This window comes from Solidesulfovibrio alcoholivorans DSM 5433 (assembly GCF_000702665.1).
Classification (GTDB): domain Bacteria; phylum Desulfobacterota; class Desulfovibrionia; order Desulfovibrionales; family Desulfovibrionaceae; genus Solidesulfovibrio; species Solidesulfovibrio alcoholivorans.
Genome location: NZ_JNJA01000006.1, coordinates 91,752 through 113,196 on the forward strand (window position 1 = coordinate 91,752; position 21,445 = coordinate 113,196).

Here is a 21,445-nt window from a genome sequence, read left to right on the forward strand (position 1 = left end):
CGCCCCGTTACACGCCGAGCACGTAGTAGCGCAAGTAGATGTAGAGCATGGAGATGACGATGGTGCCGAGGGTCACGGGCGCGCCGTACTTGAGGAAGCGGCCGAAGGAGATATGCTGGCCGGCCTTGCCCGCGAGCCCGACCACGATGACGTTGGCCGACGCGCCGATGGCCGTGCCGTTGCCGCCGAGGCACGCCCCGAGCGCCAGCGACCACCACACCGGCAGCATGGTCGGGTGGGTGTAGAGCGCGCTGCCCGTGAGTCCCGTCGATGGTCCGAGCACCTTGTCGGCCAGTTCGGCCAGCAGCGGATTCATGGTGGCGACGAAGGGAATGTTGTCCACGATGGCCGAGGCGATGCCCGAGAACCAGACCATGACCATGGACAGCACGAGCATGGAGTCCTTGGTCGGGTGGGTCAGCGCGATGACCTTCTGGGAAAAGTACTCGATGAGTCCTGCTTTGACCGTGCCGCCGATGATGATGAAAAGGCCCATGAAGAAAAAGATGGTGGGCCATTCCACTTCCTCGAACACCTTTTGCGGGTCCTCGCCGGAAATGAGCAGCAGGGTCGAAGCGCCGAGCAGGGCCACGGTGGCCGGCTCGTAGCCGAGGAAGCCGTGGAGCATGAAGCCGAGGATGGTCAGGACGAGGACGACGAGGCTTTTGGTCAAAAGCTTCGCGTCCTTGATGAGGGCGTTTTCGTTCATGCCCAGGATGCGGGCCTTCTGCTTTTCGCCCACGTGCAGCCGCTTGCCGAAGACGATTTTCCAGCACAGCATCCAGGCGATCATGATGACCACGATGGCCGGGGCGAGGTGGATCAGGAAATCCACGAAATCGAGGCCGGCCTTGGAGGCGATCATGATGTTGGGCGGATCGCCGATAAGCGTGGCCGTGCCGCCGATGTTGGAGGCCAGTGCCTCGGTGATGAGGTAGGGCACGGGGTCGATTTCCAGCTCCTTGGCCACGAGCAGGGTGACGGGGGCCAGAAGCAGCACCGTGGTGACGTTGTCGAGAAAGGCCGAGGACACGGCCGTGACCACGGCGAAGATGGCCATGATGGCGAAGGGCTCGCCGCGTCCGAGCTTGGCCGCCTTGACGGCCACGTACTGGAACACGCCCGTCTTGGTCATGATGTTGACGATGATCATCATGGAGATGAGCAGGAAGATGACGTTCCAGTCCACGCCGAGGTCCACGTCGTGCAGGGCGTCGTGCTGCGTGAGCACCTTGAGCGCGAGCGTCAACGCGGCGCCGAAAAGCGCCACCTTGGTCTTGTTGATCTTCTCCGAAACGATGACGGCGTAGGCGCAGACGAAAATGGCCGTGGCGGTCCAGAACATGGCCTCTTACTCCCCGGCGTCCAGGCCGCAGTGCGCGGCCAGGTATTTGAGGATCGCCCGGCGGCTCACCTCGCCCACAAGCTTGCCCTGGTCGTCGAGCACAGGCAGCACGTTGACCCCCCGTTCGGCGATGAGCGCCTCGGCCTCCAGGAAGAGGTCGTCGGGGCCGACGGCCACAAAGTCCGTGGTCATGATCTCGGACACGGGCTGGCCCTTGCAGCCGGAAAAGGCCTGTCGGATGACGGATGCGTCGTCGGGCAGGGCCTTGACCAGGTTGGAATCGAGATAGAACGGGAACAGGGCCCGCAGGATGTCGTAGCTGCTGACCACGCCGAGGAGCTTGCCTTCGGGGCTTACGACGTACACGAGGCGGGAGTCGGTGTCGCGGTAGGCGAGCAGCAGCTCGGAGAACGTGACGTCGGGTCCGACGATGGCCAGGGAGTCGTGCATCATGTTGCGTATGCGCATGTTCGCTCCTTGCGTCGTGGCTGCGGGGCCGGGGAAGGGTTACGGCAGGAGGCAATGCGCCTTTTTGCCGAAAATTGTCAAGACCGGCCCGGCGCGGCGGCGAGAACCTGCGGATTGAGGCAGGTGGGAGGCGAGTCCCCGGCCAGCATGGCGAGCAGGTTGCGCGCGGCCAAGGTGGCCATGCCGTCGCGGGCCGTCTGCGTCGCCGAGCCGATGTGCGGGGCGACGACCACGTTCGGAAGCGCGGCCAGACCCTCGGCCATGCGCGGCTCGCTTTCGTAGACGTCGAGGCCCGCGCCGGCCGGGCGGCCCGCCTTGAGGGCATTGACCAGCGCCTGCTCGTCGATGATGGGGCCGCGGCCGGTGTTGACCACAATGGCGGTCGGCTTCATGCGCGAAAGGGCTACGGCGTCGAAGGCGTGGCGGGTCTCGGGCGTCAGCGGCGCATGGATGCTCACGATGTCGGCGGTTTCCAGGAATTCCTCGAAAGGCAGCTTTTTCGCGCCCAGTTCCGTCTCCAGGGCGGTGTTGGGCCGCCGGCCGCCGGTGTAGACCACGGGCATGGAAAACCCCCGCGACATGCGGGCCATGGCCGTGCCGATGCGGCCCGGGCCGAAGATGCCGAGCGTCCGGCCGCTTATCTCCTGGCCAATGAATTGCAGCGGCCCCCAGCCGGGCCAGTTCCCGGAGCGCATGACCGCGTCGGCGGCGACCAGACGGCGGGCCACGGCGAAGACCAGCGCCCAGGCCAGTTCCGCCGTGGCGGTGGTGAGCACGTCCGGGGTGTTGGAAACGGGGAGTCCCCGCCGCGTGGCCTCGGGCACGTCGATGTTGTCGAAGCCCACGGCGTAGTTGGCGTAGCCGCGCAGCCTGGGCGCGGCGTCGAAAAAGCCCGCGTCGATGCGGTCGGTGAGCAGGCCGATGACGCCGTCGGCGTCGGCGGCCCGGGAAAGAAGCTCCGCGCGCGTCAGCGGCCGGTCGTCGGGGTTGACCCAGACGTCGCAATTCTCGCGCAACAGGGCCAGTCCGGCTTCGGGAATGCGCCGCGTCACCACGACCTTGGGGCGTGCGTCCATGCTGCACCTCCTCTTGAAAACGATGCGCTGCCGCCGCTCCCGTTTCCGGGCCGGCGTCACAGGCCCGGCAGGGAGAGGACACGCCGGTATAACGCCGCTCCCGCGGCGCTGTCGAGCCAGCGCTTGTCCGGGCGTGGCGCGCGCTCGGCGACGAGAAGGGCCGCGATGGGCGTAAACGGCGGCAGGGGCGTGACCGTCGAGGCGCGCACGCGCCTTGCGGCCATGCCCCGGGCCTCGACGAGGCCCATGGTGAAAAAGCCGTAGGGCTTCATGGCCGCGTCGGGGTTGGCGATGTGCAGGAAGGCAAGCTCGGTGGGGGCGGGCAGGGCGCAGTTGAGGAAAAAGGCGTCGTCCCCTTCGCGGGTAAGCGACACGGCCACGTCCGGCACTTTTTCCACCAGGGAGAAAAAGAGGATCGTCGCCAGGGCCAGGACCTGGAGGGTGGCGCCCGGCCAGGCCCGACGCAGGCGCGCGGCCAGGATCTGGCCCGCGGCGAAACAGCCGAGCACGGCCGCGACGCCGAGCCCGCGCCCGAGGGAAGCATTCAAGCCCGCGCCCTCGTGGTCCAGGAAGTCGTAGGGGAGCAGGTAGCCCAGGTGCAGGTGCGGCAGGAGCGTGAAGAGCTTTTCGTAGGGCACCGGGGCGTTGCGGCTGTCGAGAAAGGCGTTCGGCCAGCGCACGAGCACGCACAGCAGGCAAAAGGAGAGCAGGAAAAAGGGCAGGGCCAGGAACTTCTCGCGGGTCCCGGGCGCGGCCAGCCAGCGGGCCAGCCCATAGGCCACGAAGGGCATGGCCGCCATCCAGTTGCGCGCGGCATAGGCCTCGCTGCCGTTGGCCCAGAGCATGGTGCAGAAGTAGGCGGCGAGAAGCGCCAGGACAATGCGGCCGGCCGCGTCGCCATCGCGCCAGACGTAAAAAAGCCCGACCAGGGCGAGCAGCAGGTGCGGGGCGTTTGGCAAAAGGCCATGGCGCATGTCGAGCAGGTTGACCACGATGCGGTCGGGCACGGCCGCGAGCGTCACGGGAAAGGCCGGGTTGCCGCCGCCGATGGCCGCGCCGAAGAGCGTGGAGTTATAGAGGAGAAAGAGCCCGAACATGAGAGCGGCGACAAGGCCCATGGCGCACTGGCGCGCCAGGGACAGGCGCGGGCGCAGGGTGAAGAAGACGATGGCGCAGGCGATGGCCGCCTCGAGCGAGAGCTTCACGTGGACAAAGGGCAGCAGGCACAGGCCGAAGACGGCGGGCACGGCGTTCCCCGGCTCGCGGCGAGCGTCCGAAACGAAAAAGAGCAACACCAGGGCGTTGACGGTAAAAAGCAGGATCTCGGCGAAAAAAAGGCGCAGGTAGAGCAGCACCGGGCAGGCGAAGGCCACGGCGGCCACGGCGGCGAGGGACGCCTGGCGGGAGAAGCGGCGCACCAGGGCCGCATACAGCACGCAAAGCCCTGCCGCGCCCACGGCGAAGGACAGCCAGCGCGCGCCGTCAAGCCCCGCGAAAAAAAGCGCCGGGGAGCCGAGGACAGGGTAGACCACGGAATGGATGAGCCGCCCGGCGTGGCCGGCCGGGCTTTCGGCCAGGGGCGAGAGCACATCGGTTGCGGCGAGCATCTCGCGCCACAGCGCGTCCGAGGGGTGGAAGCCCTGGCCGTGGAAGAGCCCCAGGCCGTAGGCGACGTAGCGGACCTCGTCGCCGGTGAAGGCGAGGTTGCCGAGCAGCAGGGCGTGCACGGCCCACAGCGCGCAGACGAGGCAGCACAGGGGCAGGGCGGCCGATGCGCGGGCGTTTGGGTCCTTTGTCATGGTCGGTCGGGCCTTTGCCGGTCGCGGCGGGTCGCCTCCCGCCGCGAACGCGGCCGGCGGCATGCGGGCGCAAGGTGGCCCAGGGCGGCGGGGCTTGTCAATGCCATGGGGGGCGCGAGGGCGCGGGCAAAATGCCGTGATTGCGGGGGGAAGGCGAAAGTGACCTTTTTTTGAAGATTCCGCTTTACAAATGTGGCGGAACGATTATTTCTAGAATCAACGGCAACCTCATAAGAGGTGAAACCCGAGCAGGAGGGGAACGCCGCGACGGAGGCCATCTCCCATACCCGGCGAAGCGAGTCGCCCCGGAAAATTGGCGGAAAACGACAAAAGTCGTAAGCCAACAAGGCGAGAGGACTTCCCCGATCGCCAGAGGGACGGATCAGAACGGTGCAGGCCTGCGGGCAGGCACGAAACGTCGAACATCTTGGGTGAGAGGCACTGGTTTTTCCAACGCGAAAGGCAACCCGAGCCGGAGGTCAGGCCGATGGGCTACGAACCATCATATCCGGCGAAGCGAGTCGCCCTGAAGTGACGGCCGAAAGCGGCCGTAAGCGCGGGGGCCCTTCCACCCCCGCCGGGAAGAGGCGCCCCCGGACGCAAGCGTCCGGGATGAAAAGCGCAAACCCACGGAACAGGGAACCTGGACTGAACAACGCGAAAGGTCATTCAAGCCGGAGGACGCAGCCAACGGGCAGTGAACTTCCATATCCGGCGAGAAGAGTCGCCCTGATACAGACGGCTGCCTGAGGGCCGTAACGGCGAAAGGACTTCCCCGATCGCGGGAGAAGAGGCCGCGAAAGCGCCAAGACGGCGCAAGGCCACTTCGGAAAGGACAAGGATCAGGATTCCGGAAACTTCGGAAAGTACAACGTGCCGGAAACGGCGCAAAGAAGATAGCAGCAAGTTCCTTCCCGGCGAGATGTCTCGCCGCGCAACGCGGAACCGGAGGTTCTCTCCGGAACCCGCTCGGCGAAGGCAACCACGCCTTCGCCGGCGACAGGGCCCGGACCCGGTTGCAACGACCGGAAACGTCCCAAGGCCGTAATGGAAGGGTAACGGCAACAAGGTAACGCAACGCGCAACATGACCGATACGACCTCGCCTGGCCCGACCGAGGACCGGGCGAGGTTTTTTGTATTCCCAAGAGACACGGAGGACCACACGCATCATGAGCAGCCAGATCAAGACAGCCCTGCTCCTCGGACTGTTGACCGCGCTCATCCTCGTCGTCGGCCAGGCCATGGGCGGCCGGCAAGGCCTCGTCATCGCCTTTTTCATGGCCATGGTCATGAACCTCGGCAGCTACTGGTTTTCGGACAAGATCGTGCTGTCCATGTACGGCGCGCGGGAACTCTCCCCGGCCGACGCCCCGGGCCTGCACGCCATGGTCGAGGAACTGGCGCACAATGCCGGCATTCCCAAGCCCCGCGTCATGATCGTGCCCCAGGAGGCCCCCAACGCCTTCGCCACGGGCCGCAACCCCGAACACGGCGTGGTCTGCGTGACCGACGGCATCATGCGCCTGCTCTCGCCCGAGGAACTGCGCGGCGTGCTCGCCCATGAGCTCGGCCACATCAAAAACCGCGACATCCTCGTCCAGTCCATCGCCGCCGTGCTCGGCGGGGCCGTGGTCATGATGGCCAACATGCTGCAATGGGGGGCGATTTTCGGCATGGGCCGGGGTGACGACGAGGAAGGGGGGCACGGGCTGTTAAGCGGCCTGCTCATGGCCATCCTCGCGCCCATCGCGGCATCGCTGATCCAGATGGCCATCTCGCGCTCGCGGGAATACCTGGCCGACGCCACGGGCGCGCGCATCTCCGGCACGCCCCTGGCCCTGGCAGGCGCCCTCGGCAAGCTCGAGACCTACGCCCAGCGCATCCCCATGAACGCCAATCCGGCCACGGAGAACATGTTCATCGTCAATCCCTTCGCCGGCATGTCCATGGCGTCGCTCTTCTCCACCCATCCGCCCACCGAGGAACGCATCCGCCGCCTGCGCGAAATGGCCGGGCGGTAGCCTGGGCGCGGCGTATCGCTACTCCTCTTCAACGGCTCAGATCGTCCGAAGGGAAAGGGCAGGTTACCGCCTGCCCTTTCTTTTTGGGTGCAGGTGAAGTCCGCCAGCCGGCAAGACCGGTAAGCGGTTGAAGCCGAGCACGTCTGTTGCCCATGTCCGATGGGCGGAATATGCTTTATATTTTATGTGGTTGCGGATGGTGCGAAACCGCATTCCAGGCGCGAAGAATGCTTCACGATTTGGTTCGGAGGGCGTGAGGAAAGTGAAAAATAAATTGACAAATAAATATGTATATAATTATATTTTAGTCGAGTATATGTACCGAGCTCTTGGCCGGGGCATTTCGCTTACCGGTTCAAAAGGGAAGTCGCATATTGGGAGGCCATCATGGACAGCTTCAGGAAGTGGGTGGCTGTGGTGAGCTTTTTGGGTGGCTTAATGTGGGTTTTGTTAGAATATTCCGGGATCTTGAGTTCAATATTCTCTTCGGATGTTCTCAATCATATACTTGTGGTGCGGAATAATGCGGGCAATATTGCAAAGGTAGAAATACATACCCCAGCATACCAGGAACCCGGGGTACAGGAAGTAGCTGCCAATGCAAGCGACATTCAAAATAAGGATATTGCCCCTGTTGTTCAGGATTCAGGGGGTCGCAAGAAAAATATACCCGTACACCCTAAGGAACAGGTTATGAAACCCCCTGCGCCTTCCAAGGTGTTTGGGGACAAGCAGAATAAAGCCGATCGGCAATCCCGGTTGAAAGGGAATGCGCAAAAGGCTCAGTCAGGGCGGACAAGCAAGATCGCCGCTGGGCAAGTGCCGACGCCCCGTGTCGATATATCTCGGCGAACGGAGGATATCGTGCCAGTGCCGATGCGGCGCCCATTGATTGCCCCTGCGCCGCAACAACTGGCCACTCCTGCGCCGCAACCGCTGCCCATCCCTGCGCCGCGAGTCGCGGTCTCCCACGTGTCGAAGGAATTACGGCAGTTCCTGCAGGAGACGGCGTTGCCAGGCGAGCCTGCGGGAGGGCTATCTCCATCGCAACAGTACCAGGCCTTCCGGTATTTCGAGGAGGGCTTGCCGTTGTTTAAGCGCGCCGTCCTGGACTACAAGCACTATGTGTCAGGACCATCTGGCTATGCCAGTGCGACCGCTGTGGAGGCGAGGAAATCCATGCGGCAGTTCCTCGCTCTGTACGACAAACATGCACCCTACCTTAGCAGCTATGCCAGCAGCAACGATCTCGTTGAGCAGTATGCAGTATATATCAAAGTCGGCAGGCGCATCGTTGAAAGTGAATAGAGGCAATCCATGAAACGACTCACCGTTATCTTGTGCGCCTGTCTGCTATGCGCGTGCGTAAAGAACCGGCAACCGGGAGAAATCACGCCTGACGTGGCCGACCTCCCGGTTACTGTCAAGGCTGCGCCTCCGAGCCGGCAGGAAGATATCGGGACCAGCATCGTATTGGCGGCGACCCATCCCACTAAGGTTGCAGCCGGCATGGTATACCGCGTCGTTGTCCAGGGAAAGGCCGTGGCCACCGCTTTTGTGGTGGCCACGGCGAATCCCAAGCTGTCAGGCTTCACCGTGCTGGTCACTGCATCCCATGCCCTGGCCGATGTGCAGAGTGATTCCTCGGCAGGATTGACCGTGGAAGGGCCTGGGAAAATGGTGCTCCCCGTCGTGCGCCACGTGGTTTCCAAGGATATCGACGCCGCCGCTCTGATCGTCAAGGCGTCATTGCCAGCGGTACCCGCCGGCAGGGGCGCCTCCGTGGGGGCAGTCTGCAGCAGTGAGAACTATTCCTTTTTTCCTCCCATGACCACGCGCCCGCGCATCCTCTCGAAGGGATATATCATAGAAGCTACGGACAACGATATCTGGGCCTTTCTCATGCCTTTCGCCCAAGGGGGGAGCGGCGCGCCCCTCATGGTAGGTGGCGGAGCAGTCGGTCTCGTCAATCAGAAAGTGCTTGATGAAAACAAAAACTTCACAGGAATTGTCCATGCTCTCACTATGCAGTCGGTCATGCGTTTTGTTGATGCTCTTCGCTAGCATGTTTCTTGATGGCTGTAGTTCACTGGAAATAGCAAAACCTGAGCCACCAGACGCCCCGCCGCTGACGAGAGTTTGTCCCCGGCTCAGTGATATCGCAGCACACATCGAAAAAAGGGAGTATGTAGAACTCAGTGAGGGACTTCGCGGATGTGTCAACGATGAGCAGATCCGCACAACCTACAATAATGCTTTTACAGATGGTTATAAATATAAGTTTTTCGTGGAGGCGTTGGCAGCCTACGCCTCCTATCAAGACTTTCAGACGGTTCTTAACTTGCGCGACCGCCTTCCGTTCCTGTCGCCCGAGGCAAAACATCTTTTTGACGACTATGTGATATTGGCGGGAGACCGCGACTCTTTTGCCCTTTTTAAGGAGGTGATGCAGTGCGTGCTGACCCTGCCGGATACGGCCCAGCCTTCGGCTTGCCTCGCCAGATATGATGATGCGATCAGGCAGTCACAGGTTGTAGCCGTGTACCAAAGGGCTTTCGGCGACGGAGGGTCTGATTTTCAGACTACACCAGGCAGAGTTTCCCGTAATCATCTGCAATAAGGGCGTAAGAAGAAAGCCCCCCGCGACGCCGTCGCGGGGGGCTTTTTCCGTTGCTGCGGACGACTAGCGGGCCACGTCCTGGGCGAAGTCGTCGATCCAGTAGATGCGGTCCGCCCGGCATTGCAGGTCGGTGGACACGCCGTTTTTGAACACGAGCAGTTCGAACCGCTTGTTTTTCTCCGTGAGGTACTCCACGGCGTCGAGCAGGTCGCTGTCGCCGGAGGAGAGGATGAGCGTGTCGTAGTTCTCGATGTGGGTGAGGGCCAACGTGGCCAGACCCACGTCCACGCCTTTCTGCTGTTCGCGGCTCAGGCGATGCTTGTGGTCGTTGGGGCAGGACACCGACACCTTGCGGCGGCACTGCTCGCAGTAGAGTTCGCTGATTTCGCTGGAGCGCAGTTCGTAGAGCTTGGTGATGATTTTCGGGCCAAGCGGCGGGGCGCTACGCATCCAGTTGTAGAAGGAGACTTGCGCATCAGGAGTCGGAGTCGGCACGGAATTGAGATAGTACGCCCGCCAAAGCGGCCTTTCAACTTCCAGCTTGTTTCTCAGTTTGACATAATCAATGCTGTAATCGCGACTGTAGATGGATTGTCCCCGATACATGTAGCCGGCATCGATCAGCCAGAGTTTGCGTTCTTCCATAGGCGTTCCTTTTACGTTTATTGTATGGCTTCGCGGAAAGGGAGGAATTGCGGCAAACAACCATTGCGCCGCTCCTCGTACTCTACATGAAATGCGGGGATGCGGAAGAAAAAAAGTCGAGAAATTTGTGAAATTCTTTATTTTCAGGAGATTAGGTGTTTTCTGGCGAGAGTGCCCGACGCCACGCCGGCGTGCGGCGGAGAAAGGCGGCGCGCCGGCCGCGGCGGAAATGCTGGGCCGGCGCGTCGCCCGAAGGGGGACGGATCAGGCTTTGCGCAACGTCACCCAGACGCCGTAGGCGTCCATGGTCACGATGGCGTCGGCGATGCCGGCCTCGGCCAGGACACGGGGCAGGTAGCCCTCGGCCTTCCAGTTGTTGCGCGTGTCCTTTTCGCCGTCATCGGTCCATTTGGGCCGCATGGCGCGCACTTCCTCAAGGGTCTGGTAGCGGCTGAAACCGCAGCCGACCATGCCTGCGCCCCCCGGGGCCAGTACCCGGTAAAGCTCGGCGAAGGCGGCCACGTGGTCGTCCCAGAACGGCACCGAACCGCGGCTGATGAGCAGGTCCACCGACCCGCTTTCCAGGGGGATGGCGGTCACGTCGGCTTCGAGGAAGCGGAAGCGCTGCTCCGGCAGGCCGTGGCGCGCGACGTTTTCCCGGGCCAGTTCCAGGACTTCGGGCTTGGCGTCGAGGCCGACCATGGCCATCGGCGTGATCTTGGCCAGTTCGATGATGACGGCGGCGCTGCCCGTGCCGACGTCCAGGCACAGGCCCTGGGATACGCCCAAATCCTCCACGATCTGCCGGGCCAGCAGCGGATACATGGGCGCGAAGCGGTGGTTGGCGTCGTAGACGTAGAAATCCCGGTCGAATGTCGATTCGCTCATGGCGGCTCCTTGTTTGCGCGCGGCATGTCAGGGCGCGACGGACTTGCCCGAAAGCAGTGCTGCGGCCTTTGCGTCGGTCAGGTCTACCTGGAGGAAGAGTTTGTAGAACGCTTTGGTCTCCTTGACCATATCGTAGGGAAAGGTCTCGGGGTAGAGGGCGCTGGCCAGCCATTTGATGCACAGCAGGCGCATGAACGACAGCGGCCGGTCGAACCAGCCGAAGGGCGTGTCCGGCAGCAGCAGCACGCGACCGCTTTTGACCGCCGGGATTTCGCTCCAGGCCGGCGAGGACAGGAGCATGTCGCGGCATTTGGCGTCCTGGGCCAGGATGACCTGGGGAGCGAAACCGGCCACGTCCTCCATGGTCACGCGGTCCATGCCGTACCGGTTGGTCTGCGGCTTGGCGTAGACGTTGACGCCGCCGGCGAGCTTGAGGGCCAGGGTGTGGAAGGAGTCCGCGCCGTCGGTGTAGAGCCCGTCGCCGCCTTCGGCGTAGTAGACGCGCAGGCGCTTGGCTTCGGGAATCGTGGCCAGGCCCTTGCGGATGTCGGCAAGCGTGGCCTCGGCGTAGGCTGCGAGCGCCTCGGCGCGCTCCGTGCGGCCGAGCGCGGCCCCGAGCATGCGCCAGGCCGGGGCGTAGTCCTCGGGCGTCTGGCTGTCGATGGCGAGGACCGGGATGTGGTGTTCCTTGAAAAAGACGTTGAAGGCCGCCTGCGGCTTGGCCATGGAGCCCGTGACCACGAGGTCGGGCTTCGCGGCCAGGATCGCGTCCTTGTCCGGGGTGACGTCCTTGCCGAAGAAACCGCCGAGCACAGGCAGCTTCGCGGCGCAGGGCGGCAGGTAGCCGGCCGTCGGCGGATAGGGCGGATAGTTCCAGCCGGCGAGCAGGCAGGGATCGATGGCGTAGACGAGCAGGGCGTCGGGCGGGGACAGGGCGTAGACGCGCGCGGGCGTGTCCGGCACGGCGACCTTGTGCCCCGCCATGTCGGTGACGGTGCGGGCGAAGGCTCCCACGGGCACGGACAGGACGGCGCACACGGCCAGGGTCTGGGCGAGGCGGAGGCCCCGGGAAACGGTTCGGCGCATGGGCGGGTTCCTTCTTGCGCGAAGGCGCGTTTGGCGGCGGTGCCGCGCGATGGTTGCCGCAAGCATAGCGCGTCCCGAGGATGCGGGGCAACGGGACAGTCGTTTTATTTGTGCTGTTATTTAAGAGTGTTGCGGATTGTCCGGTGACGGTGGACTGTCACGGGAAGTCTTGAACGCGGGTGTTCGCCGCGATGGGGGCGCTTTCTGGGAAGGCGTTGCCGTAAGCCGTCTGTGTTTTTTTGCCGATGCATGGGACGGGTACTGCTCCAGAGGAGGTGCGCACGCGGGTGAGGCCGCTTTGATCATGAGCGATTACGAGAGATTGCGACAAATCGCCGGTGGTTTACATCGGAATTACGATTTTCATTGCTGCGCGATTTATGATTGTTTTGCTCTGTTTTGCACGGATTTTTCATTTAAGAACAACATGTCATGGCAGTTTCTTGTGCAAACACTGTCTATGGCATGAATTATACAAAGGGCGTGACGGCCCTGCGCGCAGTGCTAAAAAGCAACATGCTGAAATAGTAAGGTAAAAAGAGTGTTTTCGGTTTTGCTGTCACAATGACGGTTTTGTAAACTTCCTCGCGAGTCCTATCGCCAGGGGCTCGTCGGCGGCAACGCGCCGTGTGGATGGCGCAGTATCACGCGTGAGGGAGGAAACATGAAAAAACTGATCGTCCTGGCTTTGGCTTGTGCCGCAATCCTGGGGCTCGCCGCGACAGCCCCCGCCGCCACGGAAGTGCGCATGGTGGGGGACGCCCTGGTATACGGCGTGTATTACTCCAACCGCAATTTCACCGGCTGGAACCCCGCGGTCTGGACCTCGGCTGCCGGCGCCTACAAGGGCGCGGGCGCCAAGACAGAGGAAAACTTCCAGATATGGGAGCGCTTCCGCGTGCGCACGGACTTCATCGCCAGCGAGGCCGTGAAGTTCCGCCTGTCGCTCAAGGTGGAGGACACCTGGGGCCACGGCACCTTCACCGCCGCCAACCCGACCACGGCGGTGGTGCCCTACCAGGCCTACCTCCAGTTCAAGATCCCGGGTTGCGCCGCGGAGGCCACGGCCGGCCTGCAACGCGTGGACCTGCCCCAGAGCAAGCTCTTCTACGCCTCGCCGGTCTTCGGCGACAACGCGGCCGCCCTCGTGGTCAAGTCGCCGCTTGTCGACAAGACGCTTTCGGTGGTGGCCGGCTTCGGGCGGCTCATCGACACCAACCGCACCTATGACACCACCACCACGCAGGTGGCCGACGAACTCGACCTCTACTTCCTGGCCCTGCCCATCGCCGTGGAAGGCTTCAAGGCCACGCCCTGGGGCGCGGTGGCCGTCGCCGGCAAGAACGCCAACTACTTCACCAACAAGAGCTCGCAATATGGCTCGGCTTATTACGTCGACGACCTGGCCTCTGCCGGCACCTTCCTTTCGCCAACGCTGTGGAAGAACGACCAGAACGCCTTCTGGTGGGCCGGCGGCGCGTTCGAAGTCACGGCCCTCGATCCGGTCAAGTTCTACGCCGACGTGATCTACGGCACGGGCGCGCAAAGCGACCGCAAGAAGAGCCGCCGCGCAGGCTGGTTCCTCGACGCCGGCGCGGAATACACGGGTTTTGACATGCTCACGCCGCAGGTGTTCGCCTGGTGGTCCACGGGCGAGGACAAGTCGACCGTCAACGGTTCCGAGCGCATGCCCATCGTGCGGCCAAACTGGGGGCCGGGCAACGGCTTCCTCTTCGACGACAGCCAGGCCCTGGTCAAGGACTCCAACGTGGGCATGAGCCCGGTCGGTTCCTGGGGCCTGGGCGCGAGCCTCAACAACATCTCGTTTATCGAGCGGATGACCAACCGCCTGACCTTCATGTATGTGGGCGGCACCAACTCGGCCCGCGCCATCCGCTATCTGAACGACCTCATGGGCAGCAACCCCTACTTCACCATGGGGCGCGACCTGACGGTCAACGAGTATGTCCTGGGCGTCAACTTCGACACCAAGTACATGATCTACGAGAACCTGGCCGCCATCGTGGAAACGGGCTGGGCCCACGGCGAGTTCCAGCAGAGCGTCTGGGGCCACCGCCTGGTCAGCCAGTCCCGCGACGGCGACACCTGGAAGGTGTCCTTCGGCCTGTCGTACAAGTTCTAGGGGCGTGTTCCTTAAACAATACGATCGTATTGTCATGGAACGGATCGGTATTGAAGTGGAGTGCCCTTTGGAAACGCAGACGCGTTCTTCAAGGGCGTAACACGGGATCGTCCCGCCCGGGGGGCGAGGGGACAGCGCGCGTTGCCTGTTGCGGCCGCGGCCTTGGGGTCGCGGCCGCTTTGCGTTCCCGGGGCCGCCGTCCCGGGAACGCAAAGCGGCCGTCTTGACAAAACCGACCAGATGGTTTTTTATGCGGCATGGGCGAAAACCACAAACGCAAGAAGCAGCCGCGGCAGGTCCGGGAGCGGGTGCTCGAGGCCGCGGCGCAGGTCATCGTGGAGCGGGGGCTCGGCGGGCTGACGCTCGAACTCGCGGCCCGGCGCGCCGGCATCAGCAAGGGCGGGCTGATGCACCATTTCCCGAGCAAACAGGCGCTGCTCGACGGCATTTTCCGGATCATCACCACGTCGTTTGAAAGCGCCATCCTCGCCTGCACGGCCCGGGACGACAATCCGCACGGGCGTTTCACCAGGGCCTATGTCGCGGCGACGTTCGCGCCGCGGCTCGGGGAGTACGACAACGCGCTGCTTGGCGCGTGCGGCCTGGCCATGAGCCGCGATGCGGCGCTTTCCGGGGCATGGCACGCCTGGGTCGAGGCGCAGCTGGCGGAGCACGGGGAAGACCCCGAAAACATGCTCGGCCGCATGCTCCGCTATGCCGCGGACGGCATGTGGCTCGAACACTGCGGCGCTTCCTCGGACAGGCTCGCGGCGAAGCGCAAGGCCATGGCCGCGTATTTGATGGAGCTTTCGCAGGAATTGTAGGGCGTACGTGCCCAATAGCGGGGCGCGCGTCACGGCGTTACCCGCGCGCAAACAACGGCTCCCGCGCTCCTGCGGCGCGGCGTGCGAGGGGCATCCCATGTCCAAGACGGTTGTTTTCATTCAAGGCAGCCCGCGCGAGAACGGCAACACGCGGGCGCTGGCGGCACTGGCCAGGGAGACGCTGGCGCTATCGGGCATCGCGTCGGCCGAGATCGACGCGACGCGGCTTAAATGCAGCCATCCCGGCTGCCTCGCCTGCGGCCGCTGCCAGGAGGGGCCGGATTTCCGCTGCCAAGTGGACGACGGGCTGGCCCGGGCCGTGGCCACGTTGCCGGACTACGACGCCGTGGTGCTGTCCACGCCCGTGTTCTGGCTCGGCCCCACGGCCCAGGCGAAAATGTGCATCGACCGCATGGCGAGCCTCGTCAAATGCTCGGATGCGGGCGCGCTCGCCACACCGCTGCGCGGCAAGATCCTGGGGCTTTTCGCCACGGGCGCGACAGAGCGGGACGAGAACCTGGACATCCTGGAGCGGCAGTACCGCGTCATGGCCGAATATCTCGGCATGCCGTTCGTTTCCGCGCTGTTCCCCTTCTGCGACGTTCCTGCCGGGCAGGCGGTTGCCGAACCGGAATTCGCGACCGTGGCCCGGGATTTCGGCGTCCGGCTTACCGCGATGCTCGGCGTCCGCTAGGGGCGCACGGGGCCGTTACGCCCCGTTGTCGGGGGCCGGCGGCCCGAGCGGGCGGCCGTCGGCCAGGGCGACGACGTAGCGCGCGCCGAATCCCAGGCGGTTGTCCAGGTAGCGGATGCGGCTTGGGCGAAAGCTGTGGGGCGCGACGGAAGCCGTTTTTGCCGCCGTCTCCCCCGTGCCCGCGAGCATGGCCGCGGCAAAGGGGAACTTGGCCAGATAGGCGGCCGTGGCCGCGGCTTTGGCCGCAAGCCCGGCCACTGGGCGCGCCTCGCCCTCCAGTTGCAGGCCCCGGATCTCGCGCCAGGTGGCTGCCTCGGGGTGCACGGTCGCGGCGCAGGCGGGGTGCGCGGCCAGGTTGCGGCCGTGGCGCGAGGCCAGCGACGAAAAGAAAATGAGGTCGTAGCCGCGCGGCGCGAAATAGACGTCCGTGGCCCAGGGCCGCCCGTCGGCGCAGGTGGCGAGCGTCATGGCCGCCACGGAAGCGAGCAGTTCGCGCACCGCCGCCGCAAAATCCTCAGGCGTCATGGCCCCAGCGCCTGTACAGGTCGTGGAGGATGCCGAACTGGTCGAGCACCTTGCCCACGGTCTGGTCCACGATGTCCATGACGGTCTTCGGGCCGTGGTAGAAGGCCGGGGCCGGGGGCAGGATGACGCCGCCCATCTCGGTCACGGCCGTCATGTGGCGCAGGTGCCCGAGGTGCAGCGGCGTCTCGCGCGGCACGAGCACGAGCCTGCGCCGCTCCTTGAGCGTGACGTCCGCGGCCCGGACGAGCAGGTTGTCCCCGAGCGACAGGGCGATCTGCGCGAGCGTCTTCATGGAGCAGGGCGCGACGACCATGCCGTGCATGGGAAAGGAGCCGCTGGCGACCGGGGCGGCGAGGTCGCCGTGTTCGTGGACCACGTCGGCCAGGGCGCGTACGTCTTGGGCGCTGCGCTCGGTCTCGAAACCGAGGGTCACGGCCGCGCCTGGGCTTAGGATCAGGTGGCTTTCGACGTCCGGCGCGTCGCGCAAGGCCATAAGCAGGCGGATGCCGTAGACGACGCCGCTTGCGCCCGTGATGCCGACCAGAAGACGCTTCATGCGGGTCCCTCTTGATTACTCTTCCGCATCGCTGCGGTATTCGTACGGTTCGCCCAGTTCCTCGGCGCGCAGGGCGCGGCGCAGGATCTTGCCGCTGCGCGTGCGCGGCAGGGTCTCGCGCAGTTCCACCCCGCGCAGGATGACGATGGGCCCCAGTTCCCGGCGCAGATGGCCGCGCAGGTCCGCCGCCAGGGCGTCGGCGTCGGGAAAGGCCCCGGTCCAGGCCGGGTCGGCGACCACGAACGCCTTGGCCACCTCGCCCTTGATCTTGTCCGGCACGCCGATGACCGCCGCCTCGGCCACGAAGCGGTGCGCGCACAGCGCGGCCTCGATCTCGGCCGTGCCCAGGCGGTGCCCGGCGATGTTGAGCACGTCGTCGGCGCGGCCCTGGATCCAGTAGTAGCCGTCCTCGTCGCGCCGGGCCACGTCGCCGGCGAAGTACGCGCCCGGGATCTTCTCCCAGTACGCCTCGCGGTAGCCTTCCTCGTCCCCGGCCAGGCCCGAGAACATCCCCGGCCAGGGCTTGCGCAGCACCAGAAAGCCGCCCTGGCCCGGGGGCACGGGCGCGCCCGCGGCGTCCACCACGTCGGCGGCGACCCCGGGCAGGGCCTTGCCCACGGAGCCGGGCTTGAGCACGGAGATGGGCATGGGCGAAAGCATGGCCATGCCGGTTTCCGTCTGCCACCAGGTGTCGAGGACCGGACAGTTGGAGCGGCCGATGTGCTTGTAAAACCACATCCAGGCCTCGGGGGAGAGGGGCTCGCCCACGCTGCCGAGGAGGCGCAGGGTCGAGAGGTCGCGTTTTTTGGGATACTGCGGGCCGTAGCGCATGAGCATGCGCACGAGCGTCGGCGTGGCGTAGAAGATCGTGGCCCCGTAGCGCTCGATGATCGCGGGCAGGCGGTCGGCCTGCGGGTAGAGGGGGTGGCCTTCGTAGAGAATGACCGTCGCGCCGGTAAGGAGCGGCCCGTAGACGCCGTAGGTGTGGCCGGTGATCCAGCCGGGGTCGGCGGTGCAGAAGTGGATGTCCGTGGGTTTGATGTCGAACACCGTGCGGAAGGTGTGGTGCGCGCCGACCATGTAGCCGCCGTGGTCGTGGACCACGGACTTGGGCCGGCCGGTGGTGCCGGAGGTCGGCAGCCAGAAGAGCGGTTCCCCGGCCTCCATGATCTCCGTGGCCGCCTCGGGCGATTCCTGGCGCAGCAGATCGTGGTAGTAGAGGTCGCGCGGTTCGCGCATGTCGATGTCGTCGCCCGTGCGCCGCACCACGACCACGGTTTCGGCCGCGTCGCCGCGCACGCCCTCCAGCGCCTCGTCCACCACGGTCTTGAGGTTGATGCAGCGCCCGCCGCGATAGAAGCCGTCGGCCGTGACGAGCACCTTGGCCTCGGCGTCGTTTATGCGTTCGCGCAGGAACTTGGCCGAGTAGCCGGCGAAGACGAAGACGTGCACGGCCCCGATCTTGGCCGTGGCCAGCATGGCGACCACGGTTTCCGGCACAGGCGGCATATAGAGGCACACCCGGTCCCCGCGCGAGACGCCAAGGGCCCGCAGCGCGCAGGCGAAGCGGTTCACCTCGCGGTAGAGCTCGAAATAGGTGAATTTGCGGCAGTCCCCGGCCTCGCCCTCCCAGATGAGCGCGAGCTTGTTCTTCGTCCAGATGTGGACGTGGCGGTCCAGGGCGTTGTGCACGATGTTGCCGCGCGCGCCGGGGAACCAGCGGTAGTGGGGGGCGCGGCTGTCGTCGAGCACGGCGTCCCATTTGCGGTGCCACTCGAGCTCGAGCGCCGCCTGTTCCCAGTAGGCGCACGGGTCGGCCTCGGCCAGGCGGTAGGCCTCGGCCAGCTCCGCCGGCTTGACGTTGGCCTCGATGACCGTTGCCGGGGCCGGCCGGAAGACCCGCTCCTCCACGAGCAGGGCGTCAAGCGTTGCGGGCGTCGGCATCCGTGTCCTCCTTGCCGGGGCGAAAGGGCGGCCCCGTTACAGTCCGAGAATCTGCTTGAGTTCGCCGATGCGGCGGCGGCCTATGGGCAGCTCGATGCGCGTCTTGCCGGCCGTGCGCAGCATGAAGTTGCCGCCGGGCAGCGTCGCGATTTCCGTCACCTGGTCCAGGTTCACGAGGTATTTGCGGTGCACGCGGAAGAAACGGTGGGGCCGCAGGCGCTCCTCCAGGTTTTTCAGGCGGTAGGACGTTAAGAGCTTCTGGCCTGCCGTGTGCACGAAGGAATAGTCCTCGTAGGCCTCGATGAAAAGAATTTGCGTGTACGGGAGCAGGATCGTGAGCCCGTCCTGGGTGATGGGCAGCTTCTCGATGTCCACGGGCCGATCGTGGCCCATGTCCCAGGCCTGCCTGAGGGCGGAGAGGAAGCGGTCCTCCTCCTCGCCCTCGAGGGGCAGCAGCACCGTCTCCTCGGCCTCGCCGTCCTCGTCCCCGGCGGTCGCGGCCATGCCGGCGGGCCGCCACTGCGCCGGCGGGGCCTCGCGAAAGGCCGGCTTGTAGCGCGACAGCCGCTCCAGGGTCTGGGCGAAGCGCTGGGGCGAAAACGGCCACAGCAGGTAGTCCGCCGCGCCGAGCTCGAAGGCGCGGAAGGCCTTGGCCTCGTCGGCGGCGATGAAGATGAGCCCGGGCTGGCGCTTGGCCGCGCACAGCGCCTCGGCCAGCTCGAAGCCGCCCACCTCGCCCGGCAGGTCCACGCCGCAAAAAAGCAGGCCGTAGGGAATGGCCCGCAAGAGCTCCGACGCCTCGTAGGCGTCCACGGCCTCACCGAGCACCCGGATGAAGTCCGCCTCGGCCAGACGGGCGCGCAGGGCCGTGCGCACCGCCGGGTCGGGATGGACGAGCAGGGCCGGGATGCGGTCCATGGCGCTACCCTTGCTCCGCGCGGAAATAGGACGGCTTGGCCATGGTCGCGCCGCGGGCGGCTCCCAGGCGCGCGGCGGCATCCGCCGTATCGGCTACGGCGAGCACGACGTCCGCGCCCAGGCCAAACGCGGCCAGGGGATCGCCCGTGGCGAACGCGCCGAGCACGATGACGGTCATGGCCTCGCGCGCGCGCCCGGGCAGGGCGGCCACGGCGGTAAGGAGCGCCTGCGCCCGGGCGTCGCCGCCGGCACCTTCCGCCGGGTCCGCGACCAGGACCACGGCCGGGCGGTGGAAGCGCACATCGGCCTCGATCTGGCGCGCATCGTGCGACGCGGGCAGGACGTGCCAGCCGGGTGCGGGAAAGGCCGCGGCCACGGCCCGGACCCAGGGCGTGTCCGGCCCGTCCGGTCCGGCCGGCCCTTCCGAGATATCCGGCAGTGCGGTCAGGACCAGCGCCGCGCCCGGCGGCACGGGCGTCGGCGCGGGCAGGGACGGGGCCTTGGCGACGGGGCGCGCGGGGGGCGGCGATGGGGCCGTGGCGACGTCGTCGAAGGCCACGCCGCTTGCGGTGCGCGTGAATGTGCGGCGCAGTCCGCAGGCCGGACAGGTGAAGGCTGCCTTGGCCCCGAGCGGCGGCTTGTCCGGGGCAAGCCGCAGCGTGTGGCCGCCGCAGGGGCAGGTGACGGCAAGGGTTTCGGCCGCGCTTTGGCTCATGGCGTCTCCCCGGGTTCCGGCGCGGCCGGGCGTTCGAATTCGAGGCCGGTGATGCTGGAAACGGGCTGGCCGCGCCCGGCCTTGATCGCGTCCAGGGCCCGGGACAGGGCGGCCCGGTCCGCGGCGCGCGAAACGGCCGTATCCTCGCTGACCACGCCCGTGGCGTAGAGCGCGGCCGTGGCCGCGTCGAAGGAGACCATGCCGTGGGGCTGGCCCTGTTCGATGATGTCGGCAAACCCGGCGGCGTCGCTTTCGCCGGAAAGGATGCGGTCGCGCACGCGAAGCGTGGCCGCGAGCACCTCCACGGAGGCGGCGCGGCCGCCGCCGATGCGCGGCAGCAGGCGCTGGGCCGCGACGTAGCGCAGGCTCGCGGCCAGGCGCTGGCGGGCCAGGCGCTGCTCGCCCGGCGCGAAAAAGGCCAGCAGCCGCTCCACCGCGCCGGCGCAGTCGGCCGTGTGCAACGTGGCGAACACGAGGTGGCCGGTTTCGGCCGCGCCAAGGGCCGCGTCCACGGTTTCCCGGTCGCGCGCCTCGCCGACGAGGATGACGTGGGGGGCCTGGCGCAGGGCCGAGCGGATGCCGTCGGCGAAATTGGGGAAGTCCGTGCCGAGCTCGCGCTGGCTGACGATGCCCCGGCCCGGCGCAAACAGGCATTCGACCGGGTCTTCCAGGGTGACCACGTGCACGGCGCGCGCGGCGAGGATGGCGTCGATCACGGCGGCAAGGGTCGTGGACTTGCCCGAGCCCGTGGCCCCGACCACGAGCACGAGCCCTTCGGCAAGCGCGGTCATGCGCGAAAAAACCGGCGGCAGCCCGAGTGCCGCCAGCGCGGGCGGCGCGTCCGGCAGGCGGCGCAGCACCAGTTCCAGGCTGTCGGCGGCGCGGCAGACGTTGACCCGGAAGCGCGCGCCCGACGGGTGGGCGAGGCTCACGTCGCATCCGCCGCGCGCGCGCAGGTCGGCAACGAGGCGCGCGTCCGCGCCGGCCACGCCCCGGGCGAGGGCTTCGGTCTGGGCGGGGGTCAGCCGGCCGTCGCAGTGCGGCAGGGCCAGCGGGATCGCGCCGCCGTCCACCAGGGCCATGGGCGCGGCGCCGGCGGCGAAGATGTAGTCCGAGGCCGACGGCGCGGCGGCAAGGGCCGCGCCGAGGAGGGTGTCGAGGACCAGGCGCGACATG

The 21,445-nt window shown here is 66.0% G+C and carries 20 protein-coding genes; 7 read left to right on the plus strand and 13 right to left on the minus strand.

Annotated features, from left to right (window positions below):
- Nucleotides 1-7: 7 nt before the first annotated feature.
- The 4 genes from Q368_RS0112580 to Q368_RS0112595 form a co-directional block, all read right to left on the minus strand.
- Nucleotides 8-1,345: an ArsB/NhaD family transporter gene (locus Q368_RS0112580; RefSeq protein WP_029459421.1), complete on the minus strand. Its 1,338-nt coding sequence runs from the start codon at nt 1,343-1,345 to the stop codon at nt 8-10.
- A gap of 6 nt (nt 1,346-1,351) precedes the next feature.
- Nucleotides 1,352-1,813 (minus strand): CBS domain-containing protein, encoded by a 462-nt coding sequence (locus Q368_RS0112585; RefSeq protein ID WP_029459422.1) that lies wholly within the window; start codon nt 1,811-1,813, stop codon nt 1,352-1,354.
- Between the two features lie 77 nt (nt 1,814-1,890).
- The gene (locus Q368_RS0112590) at nt 1,891-2,889 is read right to left on the minus strand and encodes a 2-hydroxyacid dehydrogenase (RefSeq protein ID WP_029459423.1); all 999 of its coding nucleotides are present in this window, start codon (nt 2,887-2,889) and stop codon (nt 1,891-1,893) included.
- Nucleotides 2,890-2,945: 56 nt separating this feature from the next.
- On the minus strand, nt 2,946-4,688 hold the full coding sequence (locus Q368_RS0112595) for a hypothetical protein (RefSeq protein ID WP_029459424.1): 1,743 nt from the start codon (nt 4,686-4,688) through the stop codon (nt 2,946-2,948).
- A 1,171-nt stretch (nt 4,689-5,859) separates the two neighbouring features.
- Between Q368_RS0112595 and htpX the strand changes: the two genes are divergently transcribed.
- From htpX to Q368_RS25655, 4 genes are all read left to right on the plus strand, one after another.
- A complete protein-coding gene (gene htpX, locus Q368_RS0112600) occupies nt 5,860-6,711 on the plus strand; it encodes a zinc metalloprotease HtpX (protein WP_029459425.1) in 852 nt (283 codons plus the stop codon).
- Between the two features lie 387 nt (nt 6,712-7,098).
- Entirely contained in the window at nt 7,099-8,019 is a 921-nt protein-coding gene (locus Q368_RS0112605; RefSeq protein ID WP_156955704.1) for a hypothetical protein, read from the plus strand.
- Between the two features lie 9 nt (nt 8,020-8,028).
- On the plus strand, nt 8,029-8,775 hold the full coding sequence (locus Q368_RS0112610; protein ID WP_029459427.1) for a hypothetical protein: 747 nt from the start codon (nt 8,029-8,031) through the stop codon (nt 8,773-8,775).
- Nucleotides 8,762-9,331, plus strand: coding sequence for a hypothetical protein (locus tag Q368_RS25655; RefSeq protein ID WP_156955705.1), 570 nt, complete (start codon nt 8,762-8,764; stop codon nt 9,329-9,331). The genes Q368_RS0112610 and Q368_RS25655 overlap by 14 nt, the downstream gene beginning before the upstream one ends.
- A 63-nt stretch (nt 9,332-9,394) precedes the next feature.
- Here Q368_RS25655 and Q368_RS0112620 read toward each other — a convergent pair whose 3' ends face one another.
- The 3 genes from Q368_RS0112620 to Q368_RS0112630 all read right to left on the minus strand — a co-directional run bounded on the left by Q368_RS0112620 (nt 9,395) and on the right by Q368_RS0112630 (nt 11,950).
- Nucleotides 9,395-9,976: an NYN domain-containing protein gene (locus Q368_RS0112620; RefSeq protein WP_029459429.1), complete on the minus strand. Its 582-nt coding sequence runs from the start codon at nt 9,974-9,976 to the stop codon at nt 9,395-9,397.
- Nucleotides 9,977-10,240: 264 nt separating this feature from the next.
- Entirely contained in the window at nt 10,241-10,864 is a 624-nt protein-coding gene (locus Q368_RS0112625; protein WP_029459430.1) for a class I SAM-dependent methyltransferase, read from the minus strand.
- A 27-nt stretch (nt 10,865-10,891) separates the two neighbouring features.
- The gene (locus Q368_RS0112630; protein WP_043785863.1) at nt 10,892-11,950 is read right to left on the minus strand and encodes an ABC transporter substrate-binding protein; all 1,059 of its coding nucleotides are present in this window, start codon (nt 11,948-11,950) and stop codon (nt 10,892-10,894) included.
- Nucleotides 11,951-12,614: 664 nt separating this feature from the next.
- On the opposite strand from Q368_RS0112630, the gene Q368_RS0112635 reads away from it, so the two are divergent.
- The 3 genes from Q368_RS0112635 (at nt 12,615) to Q368_RS23900 (ending at nt 15,611) form a co-directional block, all read left to right on the plus strand.
- A complete protein-coding gene (locus Q368_RS0112635; RefSeq protein ID WP_029459432.1) occupies nt 12,615-14,093 on the plus strand; it encodes an outer membrane homotrimeric porin in 1,479 nt (492 codons plus the stop codon).
- A gap of 257 nt (nt 14,094-14,350) precedes the next feature.
- A complete protein-coding gene (locus Q368_RS0112640) occupies nt 14,351-14,917 on the plus strand; it encodes a TetR/AcrR family transcriptional regulator (protein WP_052360151.1) in 567 nt (188 codons plus the stop codon).
- A 97-nt stretch (nt 14,918-15,014) separates the two neighbouring features.
- Nucleotides 15,015-15,611 carry a flavodoxin family protein gene (locus Q368_RS23900; RefSeq protein ID WP_029459434.1) on the plus strand — a complete coding sequence of 199 codons (597 nt, stop codon included), beginning with the start codon at nt 15,015-15,017 and terminating at the stop codon, nt 15,609-15,611.
- Between the two features lie 15 nt (nt 15,612-15,626).
- Here the strand turns inward: Q368_RS23900 and Q368_RS0112650 are convergent, their stop codons facing one another.
- From Q368_RS0112650 to Q368_RS0112675, 6 genes are read right to left on the minus strand one after another with little or no spacing between them, the layout of a single operon-like run.
- Nucleotides 15,627-16,136 (minus strand): pyridoxamine 5'-phosphate oxidase family protein, encoded by a 510-nt coding sequence (locus Q368_RS0112650; RefSeq protein ID WP_029459435.1) that lies wholly within the window; start codon nt 16,134-16,136, stop codon nt 15,627-15,629.
- Nucleotides 16,126-16,692, minus strand: a complete 567-nt coding sequence (locus Q368_RS0112655) for a UbiX family flavin prenyltransferase (RefSeq protein WP_029459436.1) — start codon at nt 16,690-16,692, stop codon at nt 16,126-16,128. The genes Q368_RS0112650 and Q368_RS0112655 overlap by 11 nt, the downstream gene beginning before the upstream one ends.
- Before the next feature lie 15 nt (nt 16,693-16,707).
- Nucleotides 16,708-18,636 carry an acetate--CoA ligase gene (gene acs, locus Q368_RS0112660; protein ID WP_029459437.1) on the minus strand — a complete coding sequence of 643 codons (1,929 nt, stop codon included), beginning with the start codon at nt 18,634-18,636 and terminating at the stop codon, nt 16,708-16,710.
- A 36-nt stretch (nt 18,637-18,672) separates the two neighbouring features.
- On the minus strand, nt 18,673-19,554 hold the full coding sequence (locus Q368_RS0112665; RefSeq protein ID WP_029459438.1) for a LytR/AlgR family response regulator transcription factor: 882 nt from the start codon (nt 19,552-19,554) through the stop codon (nt 18,673-18,675).
- Between the two features lie 4 nt (nt 19,555-19,558).
- Nucleotides 19,559-20,269 carry a hypothetical protein gene (locus Q368_RS0112670; protein ID WP_052360152.1) on the minus strand — a complete coding sequence of 237 codons (711 nt, stop codon included), beginning with the start codon at nt 20,267-20,269 and terminating at the stop codon, nt 19,559-19,561.
- On the minus strand, nt 20,266-21,444 hold the full coding sequence (locus tag Q368_RS0112675) for a type IV pilus twitching motility protein PilT (protein ID WP_029459440.1): 1,179 nt from the start codon (nt 21,442-21,444) through the stop codon (nt 20,266-20,268). Before Q368_RS0112675 ends, Q368_RS0112670 begins: the two co-directional genes overlap by 4 nt.
- Between the last annotated feature and the right edge of the window lies 1 nt (nt 21,445).

Excerpts from the sequence above, each read along its gene's own strand:
- Q368_RS0112580 (WP_029459421.1), bottom strand. The coding sequence starts at position 1,345 with ATGTTCTGGACCGCCACGGCCATTTTCGTCTGCGCCTACGCCGTCATC.
- Q368_RS0112585 (WP_029459422.1), bottom strand. The coding sequence starts at position 1,813 with ATGCGCATACGCAACATGATGCACGACTCCCTGGCCATCGTCGGACCC.
- Q368_RS0112590 (WP_029459423.1), bottom strand. The coding sequence starts at position 2,889 with ATGGACGCACGCCCCAAGGTCGTGGTGACGCGGCGCATTCCCGAAGCC.
- Q368_RS0112595 (WP_029459424.1), bottom strand. The coding sequence starts at position 4,688 with ATGACAAAGGACCCAAACGCCCGCGCATCGGCCGCCCTGCCCCTGTGC.
- htpX (WP_029459425.1), top strand. The coding sequence starts at position 5,860 with ATGAGCAGCCAGATCAAGACAGCCCTGCTCCTCGGACTGTTGACCGCG.
- Q368_RS0112605 (WP_156955704.1), top strand. The coding sequence starts at position 7,099 with ATGGACAGCTTCAGGAAGTGGGTGGCTGTGGTGAGCTTTTTGGGTGGC.
- Q368_RS0112610 (WP_029459427.1), top strand. The coding sequence starts at position 8,029 with ATGAAACGACTCACCGTTATCTTGTGCGCCTGTCTGCTATGCGCGTGC.
- Q368_RS25655 (WP_156955705.1), top strand. The coding sequence starts at position 8,762 with ATGCTCTTCGCTAGCATGTTTCTTGATGGCTGTAGTTCACTGGAAATA.
- Q368_RS0112620 (WP_029459429.1), bottom strand. The coding sequence starts at position 9,976 with ATGGAAGAACGCAAACTCTGGCTGATCGATGCCGGCTACATGTATCGG.
- Q368_RS0112625 (WP_029459430.1), bottom strand. The coding sequence starts at position 10,864 with ATGAGCGAATCGACATTCGACCGGGATTTCTACGTCTACGACGCCAAC.
- Q368_RS0112630 (WP_043785863.1), bottom strand. The coding sequence starts at position 11,950 with ATGCGCCGAACCGTTTCCCGGGGCCTCCGCCTCGCCCAGACCCTGGCC.
- Q368_RS0112635 (WP_029459432.1), top strand. The coding sequence starts at position 12,615 with ATGAAAAAACTGATCGTCCTGGCTTTGGCTTGTGCCGCAATCCTGGGG.
- Q368_RS0112640 (WP_052360151.1), top strand. The coding sequence starts at position 14,351 with ATGGGCGAAAACCACAAACGCAAGAAGCAGCCGCGGCAGGTCCGGGAG.
- Q368_RS23900 (WP_029459434.1), top strand. The coding sequence starts at position 15,015 with ATGTCCAAGACGGTTGTTTTCATTCAAGGCAGCCCGCGCGAGAACGGC.
- Q368_RS0112650 (WP_029459435.1), bottom strand. The coding sequence starts at position 16,136 with ATGACGCCTGAGGATTTTGCGGCGGCGGTGCGCGAACTGCTCGCTTCC.
- Q368_RS0112655 (WP_029459436.1), bottom strand. The coding sequence starts at position 16,692 with ATGAAGCGTCTTCTGGTCGGCATCACGGGCGCAAGCGGCGTCGTCTAC.
- acs (WP_029459437.1), bottom strand. The coding sequence starts at position 18,636 with ATGCCGACGCCCGCAACGCTTGACGCCCTGCTCGTGGAGGAGCGGGTC.
- Q368_RS0112665 (WP_029459438.1), bottom strand. The coding sequence starts at position 19,554 with ATGGACCGCATCCCGGCCCTGCTCGTCCATCCCGACCCGGCGGTGCGC.
- Q368_RS0112670 (WP_052360152.1), bottom strand. The coding sequence starts at position 20,269 with ATGAGCCAAAGCGCGGCCGAAACCCTTGCCGTCACCTGCCCCTGCGGC.
- Q368_RS0112675 (WP_029459440.1), bottom strand. The coding sequence starts at position 21,444 with ATGTCGCGCCTGGTCCTCGACACCCTCCTCGGCGCGGCCCTTGCCGCC.